16 protein-coding genes, 1 tRNA gene and 1 pseudogene are annotated in these 13,536 nt (G+C 60.3%); 2 read left to right on the forward strand and 16 right to left on the reverse strand.

The genetic code is table 11. The features are described 5' to 3' along the window. Window positions 1-39: 39 nt before the first annotated feature. Entirely contained in the window at window positions 40-237 is a 198-nt protein-coding gene (locus ACI2KA_RS04705; protein WP_404499734.1) for a hypothetical protein, read from the reverse strand. Window positions 238-461: 224 nt separating this feature from the next. On the opposite strand from ACI2KA_RS04705, the gene ACI2KA_RS04710 reads away from it, so the two are divergent. Continuing rightward, window positions 462-536: transfer RNA gene (locus ACI2KA_RS04710), tRNA-Thr, on the forward strand. Window positions 537-718: 182 nt separating this feature from the next. Here ACI2KA_RS04710 and ACI2KA_RS04715 read toward each other — a convergent pair. From ACI2KA_RS04715 to flgB, 13 genes and pseudogenes are all read right to left on the reverse strand, one after another. After that, window positions 719-1,660, reverse strand: a complete 942-nt coding sequence (locus ACI2KA_RS04715; protein ID WP_404499664.1) for a flagellin — start codon at window positions 1,658-1,660, stop codon at window positions 719-721. Window positions 1,661-1,898: 238 nt separating this feature from the next. Continuing rightward, on the reverse strand, window positions 1,899-2,864 hold the full coding sequence (locus tag ACI2KA_RS04720) for a flagellin (RefSeq protein ID WP_404499666.1): 966 nt from the start codon (window positions 2,862-2,864) through the stop codon (window positions 1,899-1,901). Window positions 2,865-3,270: 406 nt separating this feature from the next. Next, on the reverse strand, window positions 3,271-4,131 hold the full coding sequence (locus tag ACI2KA_RS04725; protein ID WP_404499668.1) for a flagellin: 861 nt from the start codon (window positions 4,129-4,131) through the stop codon (window positions 3,271-3,273). A 373-nt stretch (window positions 4,132-4,504) separates the two neighbouring features. After that, window positions 4,505-5,242 (reverse strand): flagellar type III secretion system pore protein FliP, encoded by a 738-nt coding sequence (gene fliP / locus ACI2KA_RS04730; protein ID WP_404499670.1) that lies wholly within the window; start codon window positions 5,240-5,242, stop codon window positions 4,505-4,507. Beyond that, window positions 5,239-5,739: a flagellar basal body-associated FliL family protein gene (locus tag ACI2KA_RS04735; RefSeq protein WP_404499672.1), complete on the reverse strand. Its 501-nt coding sequence runs from the start codon at window positions 5,737-5,739 to the stop codon at window positions 5,239-5,241. The genes fliP and ACI2KA_RS04735 overlap by 4 nt, the downstream gene beginning before the upstream one ends. Window positions 5,740-5,766: 27 nt before the next feature. After that, window positions 5,767-6,486: a flagellar basal body L-ring protein FlgH gene (flgH, locus tag ACI2KA_RS04740; protein WP_404499674.1), complete on the reverse strand. Its 720-nt coding sequence runs from the start codon at window positions 6,484-6,486 to the stop codon at window positions 5,767-5,769. Further along, entirely contained in the window at window positions 6,483-7,019 is a 537-nt protein-coding gene (locus ACI2KA_RS04745; protein WP_404499676.1) for a MotE family protein, read from the reverse strand. Before ACI2KA_RS04745 ends, flgH begins: the two co-directional genes overlap by 4 nt. Then, window positions 7,016-8,071: pseudogene (locus tag ACI2KA_RS04750) on the reverse strand (flagellar basal body P-ring protein FlgI); the annotation flags it as partial. The pseudogene ACI2KA_RS04750 and the gene ACI2KA_RS04745, both read right to left, overlap by 4 nt. A 62-nt stretch (window positions 8,072-8,133) precedes the next feature. After that, window positions 8,134-8,622: a flagellar basal body P-ring formation chaperone FlgA gene (flgA, locus tag ACI2KA_RS04755; protein ID WP_404499678.1), complete on the reverse strand. Its 489-nt coding sequence runs from the start codon at window positions 8,620-8,622 to the stop codon at window positions 8,134-8,136. A 20-nt stretch (window positions 8,623-8,642) separates the two neighbouring features. Continuing rightward, window positions 8,643-9,431, reverse strand: a complete 789-nt coding sequence (gene flgG, locus ACI2KA_RS04760) for a flagellar basal-body rod protein FlgG (protein ID WP_077983409.1) — start codon at window positions 9,429-9,431, stop codon at window positions 8,643-8,645. Between the two features lie 18 nt (window positions 9,432-9,449). Beyond that, on the reverse strand, window positions 9,450-9,785 hold the full coding sequence (locus tag ACI2KA_RS04765; RefSeq protein WP_404499680.1) for a flagellar hook-basal body complex protein FliE: 336 nt from the start codon (window positions 9,783-9,785) through the stop codon (window positions 9,450-9,452). Further along, window positions 9,782-10,201 carry a flagellar basal body rod protein FlgC gene (gene flgC, locus ACI2KA_RS04770; RefSeq protein WP_020811275.1) on the reverse strand — a complete coding sequence of 140 codons (420 nt, stop codon included), beginning with the start codon at window positions 10,199-10,201 and terminating at the stop codon, window positions 9,782-9,784. Before flgC ends, ACI2KA_RS04765 begins: the two co-directional genes overlap by 4 nt. Window positions 10,202-10,204: 3 nt before the next feature. After that, a complete protein-coding gene (gene flgB / locus ACI2KA_RS04775; RefSeq protein ID WP_404499682.1) occupies window positions 10,205-10,597 on the reverse strand; it encodes a flagellar basal body rod protein FlgB in 393 nt (130 codons plus the stop codon). Window positions 10,598-10,849: 252 nt separating this feature from the next. Here flgB and ACI2KA_RS04780 point away from each other — a divergent pair, with 252 nt between their 5' ends. Then, complete coding sequence (locus ACI2KA_RS04780; RefSeq protein WP_404499684.1) at window positions 10,850-11,500, forward strand: LysE family translocator; 651 nt, start codon at window positions 10,850-10,852, stop codon at window positions 11,498-11,500. 53 nt (window positions 11,501-11,553) lie between these two features. Here ACI2KA_RS04780 and ACI2KA_RS04785 read toward each other — a convergent pair whose 3' ends face one another. Together ACI2KA_RS04785 and fliI are read right to left on the reverse strand one after the other, a co-directional pair. Next, a complete protein-coding gene (locus ACI2KA_RS04785; RefSeq protein ID WP_404499686.1) occupies window positions 11,554-12,117 on the reverse strand; it encodes a hypothetical protein in 564 nt (187 codons plus the stop codon). A 2-nt stretch (window positions 12,118-12,119) separates the two neighbouring features. Beyond that, complete coding sequence (gene fliI / locus ACI2KA_RS04790) at window positions 12,120-13,526, reverse strand: flagellar protein export ATPase FliI (protein ID WP_404499687.1); 1,407 nt, start codon at window positions 13,524-13,526, stop codon at window positions 12,120-12,122. Between the last annotated feature and the right edge of the window lie 10 nt (window positions 13,527-13,536).

A 13,536-nucleotide genomic window follows, 5' to 3' on the forward strand; every position in this document is an offset into this window, starting at 1 on the left:
CAATTTCCGCGGCGTTTCAATTTTATGCTGATGAATTCTCTATGAGGATGATTCGTCCGTTTTTGCGGCAGGCAGGCCAATCGTGTCGTCGGCATCGCCGGCGCGGCGCGCACGAACCTGCTGTTTGCGCTTCAGGAGATTTTCACGAAGCTTCTTCGCCGCCCGCGCCTTGCGCTCGGCCTCGCGCTGCCGCGCCTTTTCGCCGGGGCCGGCCTGCTGGCTGGCTGCTGTCGCCAGGGCCGGTTGCTCCGCGGCGGCGTCGGCGCCAACCGCTGGCTTTGCCTGTTTGTCATGGTGTTCCTTCATAAATTCAGCAATATCCGAAAAATGCGTTTTTCAACAGGGGGCACGCTTTTTTGCCCCGCATGAGGAAGAATATCGTTTTGCGACTTGCGCTCGTCAAAAACCTATGGCAATAGGCCGCCACGCTTGATGCTGAAGCAAACGCTTCGGCGCCGGATGCTGCTATAGCTCAGGGGTAGAGCACTCCCTTGGTAAGGGAGAGGCCGAGAGTTCAAATCTCTCTAGCAGCACCATTTCCCCCTTGAGATCAAATATTTGTTTGAAAGCTTATCTGCGCTGCAAGCTCTCTTTCGGGCGCTTCGCATGGGCTGCGGCAAGCATGAAAACCGCGCCTCTTGCGAAGCGCGGTCTCCATATCCGAATATTCTGTTGCTGCCAGAGCGGGACGAAACCGCCCGTAGCCATCGGGCGCCGCTTACTGACGGAATAGCGACAGGATATTTTCGGAGTTCGTATTGGCGATGGAGAGTGATTGAATCGCCAGCTGCTGCTGCGTCTGCAATGCCTTGAGGCGGGTTGATTCTTCGTTCATGTCCGCGTCCACCAGGCGGCCGATGCCGCTGTCGATCGAATCGGTCAGCTTGGAAACGAAGTCCTCCTGCAGTCCGATGCGCATCTTGATGGAACCGAGCGCCGATGACGCACTGCTCAGCGACTGGAACGCGGTTTCGACATCGGTAAGAAGATTGCCGATCGTATAGGCTGGCGGTGTCGCGGAGTCGAAAAGCTTGAGATCGATGTCCCATACGGAAATGCCCGAGGCTGTCCCGGCCTGGCCGATGATGCCCTTTGTCGTATCCACCGTCGCCGGCGTGCCGGTCAGTCCGAAGATGACATTGGCGGTTTCGGTCGCTGTCGTGGTATCGACAAGGGTATAGTCGGTTTTGGTGACGCTGACGGAACCGCTGCCGTCACGGGTGAAGCCGGAAACGACGGTCTTGGCGCCGGTGCCGAGCAGCCAGTTCTCGCCGCTGAAGGATGCGCCCTGGGAAATCGATTCCAGCTGCTTTTTCAGCTGGTCGATTTCTTCCTGGATCTTGGTCTTGTCGACGCCTTCTTCGGTCGCGGCGACGATTTTCGACTTGATTTCCTTGACGACTTCGACCGCGCTTTCCATGGCGGAATAGGCGACATCGATCTTGGCCGCGCCAAGCCCCAATGCATCCTGAACCGCGGAAAGGGCGAGGTTGTCCGAGCGCATCGTCGTTGCGATCGACCAGTAGGCGGCGTTGTCGGATGCTGTTTTAACCCGCATGCCCGACGACACTCTGGATTGTGTCTCTTCGAGCTGGCCGCTGATTGCGCGCAATGTTTGAAGCGCCGACATGGCGGCGGTGTTGGTCAGAATGCTTGTCATAGGTGCCCCTCTGAGCTGGCTAATGGGAAGGGACATTCCGGGATCGCCGGAAACGACTGCGCGGCGTGATGCCTGTTAACCTCTTTTTCGTCTTGGTTAACGAGTCGTTTCGATGGCCTGATTTAGCGGTGATTTGGTTAATGAACTCTTAATTGAGAAATCTTTAAATTTGGCGGACCAGTGCACAAACAAAAACCGCGCCTTTCGGCGCGGTTGATTGTTCGTTTCAGGCCTTCGATTAACGGAAGAGCTGCAGGATGTTTTCGGAGTTGCTGTTGGCGATCGACAGGGCCTGAACGCCGAGCTGCTGCTGTGTCTGCAGGGCCTTGAGGCGGGTGGACTCTTCGTTCATGTCGGCGTCAACGAGACGGCCGATGCCGGACTCGATGGAGTCGGACAGCTTGGAAGCGAAATCTTCCTGCAGGCCGATGCGCATGGAGAGCGAGCCGAGCTTGGCTGCAGCGCTGGTCATGGCCGTCAGGGCGTTTTCAACGAGCGTCAGGGCTTCGGCCATGTTGGTGGCGCGGTCCGCTGCTGCATATTGCGTGATGTCCAGCGTGAAGACGGACTGTGCCGTGGCAACGTTTGTGAGGGCGCCGGTGGTGCCAAGAATGCCATCGGTGCTCGGCACGCCGGCAGCGCTTACGGAACCGAACAGAACGTTGCCGTCGGCAGCGGTATCCAGGGCGTATTTCGTGGTGGTAACGGTAACGGCACCACCGGTCGAGCGGACGAAGCCGGAAACGACGGATTTGTCGGGGTCGGCGCCAGGTGTGGCCGCGCCGAGCGTGGATGCGCCGACCAGCCAGTTTTCGCCGTAGAAGGATGCGCCCTGCGCGATCGATACGAGCTGCTCCTGCAGCTGGTCGATTTCTTCCTGAACCTTGTTGCGGTCGACGCCTTCTTCGGTCGCCGTAACCAGCTTTGCCTTGATTTCCTTGACGACGTCGATTGCCGATTCCATACCGGCGGAAGCGGTGTCTACCTTGGCGGCGCCGAGGCCGAGAGCGTCGGAGACGGAGGAAAGAGCCATGTTGTCGGAGCGCATCGTGGTTGCGATCGACCAGTAGGCAGCATTGTCAGCGGCTTCGCCAACGCGAAGGCCGGAGGAGACGCGTGCCTGGGTGGATTCCATGCTCTGGCCGATAGAGCGCAGGGTCTGGAGCGCAGACATTGCTGCGATATTCGTGATAATGCTCGTCATAGTAGTGTGCCCCTTGAATGGCTGATTAAAGAAGGGACATTCCGGGTTCACCGGGAACGGCGCACAGCATCATGCCTGCTAACTGGCTGATTTTTAACGTTAGCTCGCCGTTTCAATGAGCTTAGGTAACGCCAAGTTGGTTAATGAATTGATAAACGGACAGGCAAAATCGACACTTTAAAAAATCAATTTGCAACCTTCGCGCGCACGCGCGCGTATCCCGAAATATTTAAAAAAAAGATAAGGCCGCATCCCTATCCGGAATGCGGCCTGTCTTATGCATTCAGTCCAACTCAGCCTGTCGGACCTCTATGCTTTCTCTCCGGCCATGCATTCGGTCAGCCCCCGAATGCATAAGGAAGAAAAGTGTCCCCCAGCCCCCGATGGGCTATGAGAAGCTCAGCTCTTAACGGAAGAGCGAGAGGATGTTCTGCGAGTCGCTGTTGGCGATCGACAGAGCCTGGATTGCCAGCTGCTGCTGCGTCTGCAGAGCCTTCAGCTTGGTGGACTCTTCGTTCATGTCGGCGTCGACGAGACGGCCAATGCCCTTTTCGAGGGCGTCGCCCAGCTTGTCAGCGAAGCTCTGCTGCAGATCGATACGTGCGGAAACCGAGCCGAGGTTGGATGCGGAAGTCTGCATCGCCTTGAGGGCCGTTTCCACCGTGGTCAGGTCGGCGGCAAGGTCGGTCGAGGTCGAAACGTCGATCGCAATGGTGTTGGCCAGCAGGCCGCCGGTGCCGGCACCGGTCGTCGCGTCGACGCTGGCGAAAAGCGGGTTGGTCGTGTAGGTCGCGGTCGTCACCTTGACGCCGGTCGTGTCACGAACGAAGCCCGAAACAACCGTCTTGTCGCCGGCGGTGCCGACCAGCCAGTTTTCGCCGTTGAAGGACGCGCCGTTGGCAACGCTCGCCAGCTGCAGGTTCAGCTGCTTCAATTCTTCCTGAACCTTTGCCTTGTCGACGCCCTGTTCGGTGGCGGTGACGATCTTGTTCTTGATTTCTTTTACGACGTTGATTGCGGCTTCCATGCCGGCATAGGCCGTGTCGACCTTTGCGGCGCCAAGGCCGAGAGCGTCCTGTGCAGCGCCGATGGCTTCATTGTCCGAACGCATGGTCGTTGCGATCGACCAGTAAGCGGCGTTGTCCTTCGCGGAGCCTACGCGCATGCCCGTGGAAATGCGGTCCTGCGTGGTGGACATGTCGCTGGAGATGGAACGCAGCGTCTGAAGAGCCGACATCGCGGAGGAATTGGTGAGAATGCTTGCCATAATAAATGTGTCCCTTGTTTTTACGAGATACTGGAGTGGGGACATTCCGGACTGTGTATTACCGGTCGCAACGTTTCGGCTTCATGCCACTCGGTTCAGAAATATGTAGTTTCGGAAACCAAACACGTTGCGTGTTGATTGGAGTTTCCCAGTGAAAAATTGCGCAATTCTTAATTTCGGCGACAGATTTCGCGATGAATTACTTATGGTTACTTTGATATTGATGAAAATGGTTACCTTTTGACTGAAGAATATAGTTAGCGTCGTGCTAGCAAAACTGGTAAGCAAAGGGTTAAATACGAAAAACCCCGCAGCGCTGGGCAGGCGGGGTTAAAAAACAGGGTTAACGGGTATCAATCCGGCACGGCGGCCGTCAGTTGAAGGACCGGACGAGACTGCCGACCAACAGGTTCCAGCCATCGATCAGCACGAAAAACAGGATCTTGAACGGCAGTGAAATCGAAGTGGGTGGCAGCATCATCATGCCCATCGCCATGGTAATGGTCGCGACGATGAGATCGATGACCAGAAAGGGCAGGATGATCAGGAAACCGATCTCGAAACCGCGCCGGATTTCCGACAGCATGAAGGCTGGAACGAGCACACGGTAGTCGACGACATTGTTGGTCATCACGTCCTGCCCGCGCTCGCGGGCGATATCCACGAACAGCTTCAGATCCTTGTCGCGTGTATTGGCGGACATGAAGGTGCGGAACGGTTCGGCGATGCGCTCCACCGCCTGCTGCTCGTTGATCTGGTTCTGCAGGAGCGGCTGTACGCCGTCGGTCCAGGCTTTGTCGAAGGTCGGCGACATGACGTAGAAGGTCATGAACATCGCCATCGACAGCAGGATCATGTTGGACGGGGTCGAGGCCAGGCCCATGCCGGATCTAAGGATCGAGAAGGCGATCACGAAGCGCGGAAAGCTCGTGACCATGATCAGGATGCCCGGTGCGACGGACAGCACCGTCAGAAGACCGAAGGTCCGGATGATCCATGCCGCGACCGATCCGTCTATCTGCGTATTGAACAGATCGGACGGAAATTGCTGGGCGCTGGCGAGGCCCGGCAAGGCGAGGAGGACGGCGATGGTAACAAGAAATCGAATCATTCGATGACAAAGGTCCGGAACATGACCTTGGATACGCGCCCTTGAGAGCGAAGGTCAACTCGTTCCTGAATGTCATCCTTAAGATATTGAAAGCCGCGCGGCCCCTCCAGCTGCTGGAGGGAAACGGTGCGCACATAGGCCATGATATCCTGGTGGATATCTTCCGCCAGACCGACCTCGACCGGTCCCTTGAAGGCCAGGGCCACCTCCAGCCGTACCCAGTTCGTCGAGGGATAGGCGAGATTGGTGGTGATGGGATCGAGCTGGACGATACCGTTTGCCTCGGCGGAGATTTTCTCGATGCCTTCGCCCTTCTTCTCGCCATGGCCGCCGGCTGCGGCGGGGGCGTGCGCCTCCGCCCCGGCGATCTTCGGCGCGATCATGCCGCCCACCATCCAGCCGCCGCCTGCGCCGAGCACGGTGAGGATTGCAACGCCCGCGATGGTCATGACCAGAGGGGAGGATTTTTTCTTGCCCTCTGCCTGTTCGTTTTCCATGGGTCAGTCCGTTTCCCTGTACCGGCGTCAGAGCGGCGAGAACAGGTCGACGACCTGCTGCCCTACCGGGGGCTGCTGCACTTCCGTCAGACGGCCGCGACCGCCATAGGAGATGCGCGCCTCGGCGATGCGCTCGTAGGAGATCATGTTCTGCGCATCGACATCCTGCGGCCTGACGATACCGCCGACGTTCAGGATGCGGATTTCGTGGTTCACCCGCACTTCCTGCGAACCGCTGATGATGAGGTTGCCGTTTTCAAGAATGCCGGTCACCACCGCGGCGACCAGCAGCGTCAGCTTTTCGGAGCGCTTGGTCTTGCCCTTGGCCTGGGTGTCGGTGTCGGAACCGTAATTGATGCTGGAATCGGCCTTCGGATTCCAGCCCAGGATTTCCGCGTTCGCCTTCCAGTTCAGGCCGCTGGAATTGGTGCGGTTGCGCTCCGTCTCGTTGTCGAAATCGGCCTTGTCGTTGATCTGGATGTTGACGGTCAGGATGTCGCCGATGTTCAGCGCCCGCAGGTCCTTGAACAGGGCGCCCTGGCTGTCGCTCCACAACGAATAGCCGCTCGCCATATGTTTCGGCTGCTTGGGATACATGCCCATCTGCGGCGTCTGGCTGAATTGCAGGCCGCTGCCGATCGGGCTCATCGCGGGTGCGTTGCCGATTTCCTTCAGGGTCTGGTTGTTCTGGCAGCCGGCCAGCAGGGCGAGCGGCAGGAGGAGGGCCGGAAGACGACGCGCGGTCATGAAGGATCCTTCGAAGTGTTTTTGTCGGTTGCCTGCGACATGATGCCGGCGACGAGAGCGGCTTTCTGCGCATCCATCTCGCTGAGGATGAGACCCGATTGGCGTGGCGGCAGCTGCATGATGATGGCGGCGGCGATTTCCACATGCATCTTTTCAAGCTGGGGAGCTGCGGCATCCGCCTTCATCGTCTTGTAGATGTCGACGAGATTGCTCTTGGCCTGATTGAGGAAATGCTCGCGGCGCGCCAGCCAGTCCTCATATTCCGCCTTGCGGTCTTCCAGCACGGAAATGCGTTCATTGACGTCGGCCTGGAGTTTCTCAAGCTCCTGCTTCTGCATCAGGTAACGCTGGTCACGGGCCGCATCGGCGATGTTGGTGCAGAATTTCTGGATTTCATCCTGCGTGCTGAGTTCGGAGACCACGTTCTGCTGGCTTTCGGCGCCGGCGGCCGGCAGCAGGAACAGCAGCGAGGCAACCGCCGCGAAGCGGACGAGGCCATTTGAAAGCGGGTTGTTGATCTTAATTTCCATCATTGCAGCACGAGCTCCGCCTGAAGGGCGCCGGCGGATTTGATGCCTTGCAGGATGGCGATAATGCCGTCCGCCTTGAGCCCGATGCTGTTGAGGCCGGCAACCAGCGTGCGCAGGTCAGGCCCTTCGACAATGGCCACCTTGCTGCCTTCCTGCAGCGCCATGATATCCGTCTGCGGCTGCACGGCGGTCTGGCCACGCGAAAAGGGCGCCGGCTGGATGACCTGCGGCGATTCGGTCACCTGCACGGTCAGCGTTCCGTAACTGACGGCAACGCGGGAAATGCGCACATCCGCGCCGATGACGATCGTGCCGGTGCGCTCATTGATCACCACCTTGGCGGGCGTATCCGTTTCCACCGTCAGGTTCTCGATTTCCGCCATCAGCCGGGTGAGATCCGCGGCGCGGGGTTTCTGTACCGCGATTTCCTGCGAATCGCGCGGCTCGGCGATCGGGTCGCCATAGCGGGCGCGGGCAAAGGCATTGACGACGTCGGCGACACGCACCGCGGTCGAAAAATCCGGGTTGCGCAGCTGAAGGACCAGATTGACCGAATCTTTGAACTTGGACGGCAGCTCCCGCTCGATGATCGCGCCGTTCGGCACGCGGGCGGATGTGGTCACGCCCTGTGTCAGCGTGGCGGCATCGCCCTGGGCCGAAAAGCCGTTGACGATCAAGGCGCCCTGCGCGACCGCGTAGATCTGCCCGTCTGCGCCGGAAAGCGAGGTCATGATCAGCGTGCCGCCGCGCAGCGACGAGGCGTCGCCCAGCGAGCTGACCGTCACGTCCACCCGGCTGCCCGGGCTGGCGAAGGGCGGCAGATTGGCCGTGACCATGACGGCGGCGATGTTCTTGGCGTTCGACTGGCCGCCTTGCGTTGTAATGCCGAGATTCTGCAGCATGGCGCGCATGGATTGCTCGGTAAACGGCGAGGAGCGCAGGCTGTCGCCCGTGCCCTGCACGCCGACCACGAGGCCGTAGCCGATCAGCTGGTTGTCCCGTCCCGCCTGCAGCGATGCGATGTCCTTGATACGGGACGTATCGGCGCGGGCTGCGGGAACGGAAAGGAAAGGCTGGGCCGAAAACAGGATGGCCGCGGCTATGATACGAAGCACTTTCATTTCGCCATCACCTGAATGGTTCCGTCCTTCATGACCGTGCCGTTGACGATGACGCCGGAATCGATGTTGCGCACCCGCACGACCTCGCCAAGCGAACCGTCGGTCATCGGTGTTCCGGATGCCATCAGCGTCATGTTGCCGATGGTGAAGACCAGCTTGACATTGGTGCCGCGGACCACCAGCGAGGGTTCGCGCAGCGCCGCGACGGGAATCGTGCGTCCGGGAAGCAGCGTCTGCTTGGAGATCATGCCTTCCACTTCGCTGATATCGCTCGCATAACCGGCGGATATGTTGGGATTGGTCACTTCCACCGGCTTGACCTGTTCGGGTGTGATCGTCTCACCCGGGTAGATCGTGCGGGTGGGAACCAGCGCCATCGGCGCCTGAGCGAAAGCGGGCGCCAAGGCTCCCAGTGAAAAGGCAGACGCCAGGCACATACGGACGAGCGCCGTTCTGCAGCTGTTATTGTTCCGGCCAAACCTCATGTTCGCCTGCCTTTCCGTTCTTATTTCAGGTTCTTGCTGACAATCGATGCCATTTCGTCAGCGGTGGTGATGACCTTGGAATTCATCTCATAGGCGCGCTGCGCCGTGATCAGGTCGGTGATTTCCTTGACGGCGTCGACGTTCGAGCCTTCGAGGTAGGATTGCTTGATATAGCCGTAGCTCGGATCGTCGGGCACACCGACGACGGCGTCGCCGGAGGCCGGCGTCTGGGCGAAGAGATTGTCGCCGAGCGGCTTGAGGCCGGCTTCGTTGGCGAAGTTGGCGATGGTCAGCTGCCCCAGCTCGGTGAAGTCCGTCGCATTGCCGATGCGGGCCGTCACCTGGCCCGTGCGGGTGACGGTGATGTCCTGCGCGTCGGTCGGGATATTGATGTTCGGAATGACATTGTAGCCATCGACCGTCACAAGGTTGCCGTCGGCATTCTTGTTGAAGGCGCCGGCGCGGCTGTAGAGCGTCGAGCCGTCGGCCGCTTCGATCTGGAACCAGCCCTGTCCGATGATCGCCACGTCCAGCTTGTTGCCGGTCTCGATCAGGTTGCCCTGGGTGTGGATGTTGCGCACGGCGGACGTCTGCACGCCGAGGCCGATATTGGCGCCTTCCGGCACGATGGCCTGGTTGGCGCGGTTGGGCACGCCCTGCATGCGCTCGGTCTGGTAGAGCAGGTCGGTGAACTCCGCACGCGCGCGCTTGTAGCCGGTGGTGTTGATGTTGGCGATGTTGTTGGCGATGACTTCCAGATTGGTCTGCTGGGCGTCCATACCGGTGGCAGCGATGGCAAGAGCTCTCATGTCAATATTCCTGCTGGGCTAGATCTGCATCTTGGTAATGTCGAGATAGGCCGACACGATCTTGTCTCTGAGCGCGATGGCCGTCTGCAGCGATTGCTCGGCCGAAAGCACGGCATCGACCACTTCACGTGTGTTCGCCTTGCCCTGAATGCCTTCGAACGACGCCACTTCCGCCTTTTTCAGGCTGTTCATCGCATCGACCGACATGTTTCCGAGCACGCTTGCAAAGCTTGCGCCCGTCTGCTGGGCGGGCGTCGACTGCTCGCTGCCGAAAACGCTCTCCGTCAGAGAGGAGATGCCGCTTGCGCCGCGCGTGAGCGAAAGGGAACTGACTTGCTTGATGCCGTCGATCATTGCGATGCCTTCAGAAGGTCGATGGTGGAGGCGACGAGGTCGCGTGTCTGGCGGATGACCTGAAGATTGGCGTCATAGCTGCGGTTTGCTTCGCGCATGTCGGCCATTTCGATCAGGATGTTGACGTTCGGCATCTTCACCATGCCGTTGCTGTCGGCGGCCGGATTGCCGGGATCGTATTCGTTGATGAAATCGCCGCGGTCGACGCCGAGCTTCTTCACCGTCACGCGCTCGACACCGCTGACGCGGTCGAGCTCGGAGCCGAATGTGATGGTCTTGCGGCGATAGGGATCGGCGCCGGGCGTATCGCCGGTCGACCGGGCATTGGCAATGTTTTCAGACACGATGCGCAGTCGGGTGGACTGCACTTCCAGGCCGCTGCCGGCAATCTTGCTTGCCGCACTCAAGGGATCCATGGCTTACCTCTTAACCGTCATCAGCATCATGCGATGGAAGGATTTGACGAGATTGGCGTTCAGCTCGTATTGCCGCTTGATCTCGCCGGTCTTGGTCATTTCTTCCGCAAGCGCGACCGAATTGCCGGATTCCTGCATGCCGATCTCGTTGTTGACCGGGTTGTCGCGCACCGCGATATTGTCGCTGAGGGCGCTCGCACCGAAATGGGCGGGATGGGTCTTCGCCATGCCGACCTGCTGGTTGGTGGCCTGCATGACCGCTTCGAAGGGGCTGACATCCTTGGCGTGGAACTTGGGGGTGTTGGCGTTGGCGATGTTGGTCGCCACGACTTCCTGCCGCACGCTCAGCCATTCCGCTTGGCGGGATGCCAGATCGAACAGTTGAATCGGTTGCATAGACTTCTCCATCTCGTATGGTCCGAACCTACGGGGCTAATCTTGCGTCAGACTTGCGGGGAGGGGCGAAGACGTCGGCAGGGTCAGGAGGCGGCGGCCGGACTGTCTGCCGGAAGATGAAAAGGCCGCGCCCTCACCCGCACCGGGCTTGTGAACACGGCGTTATGAGGAGAGAGGGCACTAGCCGGTTCGCCTCGCCTTGAACGCCGCCCGATATTAGCGCTAAAGTCGTGGAAACGGAGGGAGACAATCATGGATCTGGTAATTCCCAGTGCGGCCAATCTCGGCCTGTTCGTCAGCGCCACGCTGGTGCTGCTTCTCGTACCGGGACCCGCAGTCCTTTATATCTTCGCGCGCTCGGTCGAGCAGGGCCGGTCTGCCGGTCTCGTTTCAATCCTCGGCATCCACGCCGCGACGCTTGTCCACGTCGTCGCCGCCGCTGTGGGGTTGTCGGCGCTGCTGGCGTCGTCGGCGCTTGCCTTCAGCGTTGTGAAATACGCCGGCGCGGCCTACCTGATCTGGCTTGGCCTGAAGAAGCTCCTCGGCCCGTCGGGCATTCCCGACGTCGAGGGCGGCTTGCCGACACGCAGCCGCATGCGCATCTTTCGCGAAGGCTTCATCGTCAACCTCCTCAATCCGAAGACCGCATTGTTCTTTCTGGCTTTCCTGCCGCAGTTCGTTGAAGTCGGGCGGGGCCACGTGGCGATGCAGATCGCCTTTCTCGGGATTCTCTACACGGTGATTGGCGTTCTGACGGATTGCACCTATGCGCTTGTCGCCGGCACGGCCGGCAACTGGCTGAAGCGCAGTCCCGTTTATCTCAGGGCCGAACGCTGGGTCAGCGGTTTCGTCTATATCGGCCTCGGCGTGACCGCCGCTTTTGCCGGTAACCAGAGGAAATAAACCGCGCGACTATCCGTGCAGCCGCCTTCGGCGGCCAACCCGCGGCGGTCTGGCTATTTTTCCGGGTAATAGGTTTTCCCGGAAGAGGTCTCGATCAGCCACTCGCCGTTGCGCTGCTCGATCTTGGTCAGCAGCGCATTGTCCGGCAGGGTCGAGCCGATCCTGACCATATACATGCCCGATCCGTCCTCTATCAGCGCGCGGCCGTTGGAAACATGCAGCAGACGGAAGGAGGTCTGGCCCGGGAAAGGCTGGTCTTCAAGCCCGGCGGCGAGGTTGTTCTGTTTTTCCCTGCCGTTTTGATTGACCGTCGCGGTCGTCAGCATGTCCGGCATCTCTGCCGGCGGCGGCGTGTCTTCCTTGTTGCGGTTGGTCATCGCCATGGGCGAAACGCTGAAGACTTCGCGCGCACCGGTATGGGGCAGGTCGCGTGTGCGGTCGCCCCCCGCCACCCGCATGCCGAATTTGTCCTCGTTGAAGAAGACATACCAGGGAAAGAACGCGGCGGCGGCTGCCAGCCCGATGCCCGTCCATGCCAGAACGCGGTCGGGGGTGAAGAAAGGAGGCTGCGGCCTGACGTCCTCGACGGTATTGTTGTCGTTCCGTTTCCTGCTCACGATCAGCCTCTCATTCTCGGGTTCACCTGCGGCTGATTGGCCTGCGCGCCGCCGCGCAATGCGGTTGCGAGGTCGGCATAGGCGTCCTGCGCCGCCGGCTCGCTCGGAAGCTGTTTCAGCGTTTCATAAATGATCGGGACCTGCTTCACCGCCATGTCGAGATCGGGATCGGTGCCTGGCCGATAGCCGCCGATGAGGCGCAGATCGCGCGTTTCCTCGAAACGATGCACCAGCGCCTTCAGGCGCGAGACTAGCTTTTCCTGATCCGGCGTCCATGCCTTCTTGGCAAGGCGCGAGATCGAGGCGAGCGGATTGATCGGCGGATAGCGGCCCTCTTCGGCGAGGCTGCGGTCGAGCACGATGTGACCGTCGAGAATGCCGCGGGTCGAATCGGCAATCGGGTCGTTATGGTTGTCGCCGTCCACCAGAATGGAGACGATGGCGGTGATGGTGCCGGTGCCTTCTGCGCCGGGTCCCGCCCGCTCCAGAAGGCGCGGCAGTTCGGTGAAGACCGAGGCCGGATAACCGCGGGCCACCGGCGGTTCGCCGGACGCTACCGCCACTTCGCGGATCGCATGGGCAAAACGGGTGACGCTGTCGATAATGAGGAGGACGTTGTCGCCCTTATCGCGGAAATGTTCGGCAATGGTGACCGCGGAAAGCGGCGCCATCTTGCGCAGCATCGGGCTTTCATCGCTGGTGGCGACGACGGCGATGGACTTCGCCATATTCTCGCCCATCGTGTCTTCGATGAATTCGCGCACCTCACGTCCGCGTTCGCCGACAAGCGCGATCACCACCTTGTCGAAGGCGTCGGCCTTGGCGAGCATCGACAGCAATGTGGACTTACCGACGCCCGAGCCGGCAAAAATGCCGAGACGCTGCCCGAGGCACAAAGGCGAAAAAATATCGATCGCCCGCACGCCGGTCTTGAAAGGCGTCTCCACCCGCTTGCGCGTCATCGATGGCGGCGCATTGTTGGAGATCGAACGGCGCTCCGTGCCGGAAGCAAGCGGTCCCAGGCCGTCGATAGGCTCACCAAGGGCATTGATGGTCCGTCCGCACCAGTTGTCATCAGGCGCGACGCGGAAAGCCCCCTTGCGGATGACGGTGTCGTGGATGCCGATCGGTTCGCCCGGTTCGATCGGGCAGACATAACATATATCCGGTTCGACCCGCACCACTTCCCCGAGATGGATGCCGGTCGGGCTGCGGTGGGCGACGAATTCGCCGAGCCTGACCTGCCGCGAGAGGCCGGAAACCGTATAGTGTCCGGCGGCGATGGTGCGGACATGGCCGCCCGGCGCCACCAGGAACTCGGGGTCGGCATAATGTGCGGCGAGGCTGGCGAGCTGGGCGAGCTTCGGCGAAATCGCCCGAGCAGACAGCATGGATTCCGGCATTCTCATTCGTCAGTTC

This window comes from Agrobacterium sp. NPDC089420 (assembly GCF_044900305.1).
Lineage (GTDB): Bacteria > Pseudomonadota > Alphaproteobacteria > Rhizobiales > Rhizobiaceae > Agrobacterium.